Origin of the sequence: Rhodococcus sp. (in: high G+C Gram-positive bacteria) (assembly GCF_049286785.1) — a bacterium.
In the GTDB taxonomy this organism is placed as follows: domain Bacteria; phylum Actinomycetota; class Actinomycetes; order Mycobacteriales; family Mycobacteriaceae; genus Rhodococcus_F.
Window position 1 is genome coordinate 1 of the sequence record NZ_JBAQEO010000682.1, and the last position, 3,685, is coordinate 3,685.

Here is a 3,685-nt window from a genome sequence, read left to right on the forward strand (position 1 = left end):
GTCTACCCGTGGGCTGGGCAGTACCGCACGGTCAACATTTCGAAAGGTGTCGCCGACAATTTCGCCGACGTCACCACCGGAGAGATCGACCGCTACCTGACCGATGTGCACCGGTTCGTGGTGTCCGGGGAGTGGGGCGGTCTCGACCGTGAGGAGTTCGTAGAGCGGGCCGCGGTTGTCTTCGCGTACCTGAATCAGGCTCACCCTTTCCGGGAGGGCAACGGCAGGACCTCGAAGGTCTTCATGGATCACGTCGCCGAACAGTCACGTTTCGAATTCGACTACGCCCGTGTTTCCCCCGACGTCTGGAACCAGCGATCGATGCTCAGCGGCCCGGACGCCTACGACTACCCACCACACCCGGAGTTGCTCGTCCCGGTTTTCGAGCAGATCACCGTGCGGCGAGAGGAGCCGCCGACCACTGCCGTCGAGGAGACCCGGGCACAGGAGGTAGGGCAGCCCACCAAACGCACCCGATACCGGTCTCTCGACTACCCGCACCCGCCTACGGCGGCCAATGCGATCAAGTCCCGGCGAGCGCGGCCGTCTCCGGATCGCGACCGTGGCCCCTCCCGCGCCCCCGAGCTCTGACCGAATGGTCGCCTCTGGTCGCATGCTCTCTAGGGAAAACCCAATGCTCCAGTAGATGATCAGAGCCCTCTGCCAGCCCAGTCACCACGGCCATCCGAGCGGTGCTTCTTGAGGCTACTTGTCGCCGGGCTCACCCATCCCCTGGCGCGGGAGGACACGTTGACCGGTGAGTGCTTCGACGACACCGGCAAGATCCTGGGGAGAGAGTTGACCGGCCGAAGGGGGCCTCGGAGACGTTTTGGGCGGTGAGGTCCGGGATGTCTTGTTGTTCATGAGCGGTCACCCATCGGATTGGTGTGAATGAACACCGAGCGTACGAGTCCGGCGCCGCTCTCGTGGATGCTGTAGGGGTCGTCAAGACCGAAGTCGGTCACCGCGAACTCCGCGAGTTGCTCGAATGATCGATGCGTCCCAGTGAAAGTCATGCCGCCCGTGTGGCACCCACGCTCAGAGGTTTCTGGGTTGTACTCGGTGCCTGTCGAGACGACACGCCCAGCTACCGCCGCCCGGCGCGGAACGCCGTTCATGAATCAGCTGACGATCGGCGACGTGCGGCGGTCGAGAGAGCTATTCGGGGGCTGGCGAAGGCCGCTACTCGAACCTCATCCCTTCGAGGATTGTGGGTCGTTTCCGGGTGCGATCGTGTCTTGTGCACGAATGGTTCCGTCCTTTCCGCGGACCTGCATCTCGCCCCCGCCGTCTTTGCCGAGTATCTCTCGTGCACGGCTGATGCCTTCTGCTTGAGTTCCTGTCACTGCGCTAGCCCGATTGGAACCTGGTTTGCGCACTTCCCAGGAACCGTCATCGCGCCGCTGGACAACTCGTTTGTTCGGTCCCGCCATTGTTCCCTCCATCGCTCATGGTTAGTAAGGCGCAGCTCCGCCAGCGCAACAATTACGCTGGTGGAAGAGTTTGAAGCTTCGGAAGTAGTGAAACGACACGCCGTCGGACGCGATCGTCGGGCTGCACGCCACTCGCAGTCGTATCTGGATCGGATTGCGGAGTTCGCGCGGTCGCGGCCCGGAAGAGCTGACTCGGCACTCTGCATTCGTTGATGAGGATTTTCTGTTCGATCCCTTCCTCACCGAGGATCTCAATCGCCTTCGGCAGCAGGGAGGGCTGTTCGAGGATCTGCACCTGTCCCGGCTCGCTGCGCCGCCAACCTCGGATCGAAACGGTTGTCATGGCGTTTCGGTAGGAGATGTCATTGAGTTTTCCCAGTTTTCGTGCACGGAACAGCAACGCCTGCATACTCACGCCCCACTGTTCCTTCAACTTGCCGAGCAATACCCACACATTGCCGCTCATGCTGGCGGGGAGCAGGTCGATAACCTCCTCGGCTGGCATCAGCAGTTCAGACGCGAATCGGTTCGCCTGTTCCTCAACGATGCGCCCTCCAGGCTCCGCGTCGGCATGCATCACAAGATGACCGAGTTCGTGGGCGACGTCGAACCTTTGACGGTAGTAGTCCCTCTTCGAGGGGTTGAGGACGACGACCGGCCGCAGGTGGCTGTCGAACGAGTACGCGTCGACGGCAGCGGTCTGCACAGGACTGAATACCACGAGGACACCGTGATTTTCGAGCAGTCGGACGAGGTGCCCTACCGGCCCACCGCCCATACCCCACTGCTCCCGAACGAAGCGGGCGGCCCGTTCCGGACCGTCCCCGTCGGCATCATCGAGGTCGACTGGAAACGCGGGCACGTTCAAGGCCGGGAACTCGACATAACGCTCCAGGCTCGTAGCGATGTCGACCGCTAGCTGCCCGTATGCGCAGGCTTGGTCTCGAGCGACCTGTGTAGTTGCACGCAACGATCTGAAATGCGGTGTGCTGGTGGGGACCGCAATCTCCTCTTGCCGCACCGCGAAGAAGGAAGGTTCTAGGCCGAGCGCAAGTGTGAGTTCGGCGACCGTCGATGCCGTAGGCCGTTTGGTTCCGGATTCCCAGCCCGCCACCGCGGTCGGGCTCTTGCCGATCGCGTGCGCCAGTTCGCTCTTGCGCATCGCGGCGAGCTGGCGGGCAAGGATCAATCGGGATCCGTCGAACAGTGCAGCTGCGTCTGCCGCCGACATGCGGCCGGTCATTGCCGATCACTGGCCTTCGGTAGCGTCGAATCCACTTTGCGGAGGCGGACCGGAGCGTCGGGAACCCCGTCTGGCCCCGACTGTGTAGGCGTGCTCGGACGCTGTCCGCCCTGAGTGAGGGGAAGCGTCAGCAGGTTCTCGTACCAGTACCAGGCCTGTCCACCACCACTATTGAAGCGAGTCCGCCCGAAGACCAGCTCGCGTCTACCGCTGACGGCGTCCAGCGTGTGGGCGACCATGAACGTGGTGAGACTCGGTGAGGTCTGATCTGACTCGGCTAGGTCCGTATCGACGACGTCGAAGAGCGCGAGAGGCTGTTCGGTGGCCGGCGGAAGTTGCATGGCCACTTGTTGCTTGGCCGGACTTCTCCGGGGCCACGGCAGTATGTCGATCTTGCCGAACTCGCAGGAGGCGAGGAGAAACTGTAGGTCACCGAGAGCCCAGCCCGGGCTACCGTCACGGTTGACCCGCCGCACGAGATCCGCGGGCAACACGGGCATGGAAGTACGGTCCTTTTCGGTCAGCTCGACGCGCACCAGGTCAAGTCCCACGTTCTCGTCGACCCCGGCTTGCAGCGCGTAGCGACCGCAGGAGAACACACGGTCGAGACGGTCCCGGAAGAGCGTGAACCGGAGAGAACCGAGGAGAGCGGTGTCATACCCGGCATCCTCGGAGTAGTCGTCCAGAGCTCGGCGTACTGCGGAGTCATAAGCCCACCGAACGCCATCGAGTACCCCTGCGGCCCGCAGCCGGGGCATGATCACCAGTTTCTCACTCACACGGGAAACTATACACGACTTACCAGTAATCTCCGCGCGAGACTGAACCAAACCATGGATTATCTGTCTGTCCATCAACTAGGCATATCGTTCGACGCAATGAATCAACCGAAGTGCAGCATCTGCCCCAGCGAACAGTCCGTCATGCAGCGCTACTCCGATGATCAAGGCGGGATTTACTCATGCCCAGAGTGCGGGTCGTTGACCACCGCAGAGGGCCAGTACATCAA

General features: G+C 62.3%; 5 protein-coding genes. 1 reads left to right on the forward strand and 4 read right to left on the reverse strand.

Going from position 1 to position 3,685, the window contains the following annotated elements; all coding sequences use genetic code 11:
• Positions 1-591 (forward strand): Fic/DOC family protein (locus WAW17_RS24680; protein ID WP_422335510.1); only part of this gene is annotated, 591 nt, incomplete at its 5' end.
• A 269-nt stretch (positions 592-860) separates the two neighbouring features.
• On the opposite strand, the gene WAW17_RS24685 is transcribed toward WAW17_RS24680, so the two are convergent.
• From WAW17_RS24685 to WAW17_RS24700, 4 genes are all read right to left on the reverse strand, one after another.
• Positions 861-1,016 (reverse strand): hypothetical protein, encoded by a 156-nt coding sequence (locus WAW17_RS24685; protein WP_422335511.1) that lies wholly within the window; start codon positions 1,014-1,016, stop codon positions 861-863.
• Positions 1,017-1,193: 177 nt separating this feature from the next.
• The gene (locus WAW17_RS24690) at positions 1,194-1,445 is read right to left on the reverse strand and encodes a DUF2188 domain-containing protein (RefSeq protein ID WP_422335512.1); all 252 of its coding nucleotides are present in this window, start codon (positions 1,443-1,445) and stop codon (positions 1,194-1,196) included.
• A 40-nt stretch (positions 1,446-1,485) separates the two neighbouring features.
• Complete coding sequence (locus WAW17_RS24695) at positions 1,486-2,676, reverse strand: XRE family transcriptional regulator (protein ID WP_422335513.1); 1,191 nt, start codon at positions 2,674-2,676, stop codon at positions 1,486-1,488.
• Positions 2,673-3,455 (reverse strand): hypothetical protein, encoded by a 783-nt coding sequence (locus WAW17_RS24700; protein WP_422335514.1) that lies wholly within the window; start codon positions 3,453-3,455, stop codon positions 2,673-2,675. The genes WAW17_RS24695 and WAW17_RS24700 overlap by 4 nt, the downstream gene beginning before the upstream one ends.
• Positions 3,456-3,685: the final 230 nt, after the last annotated feature.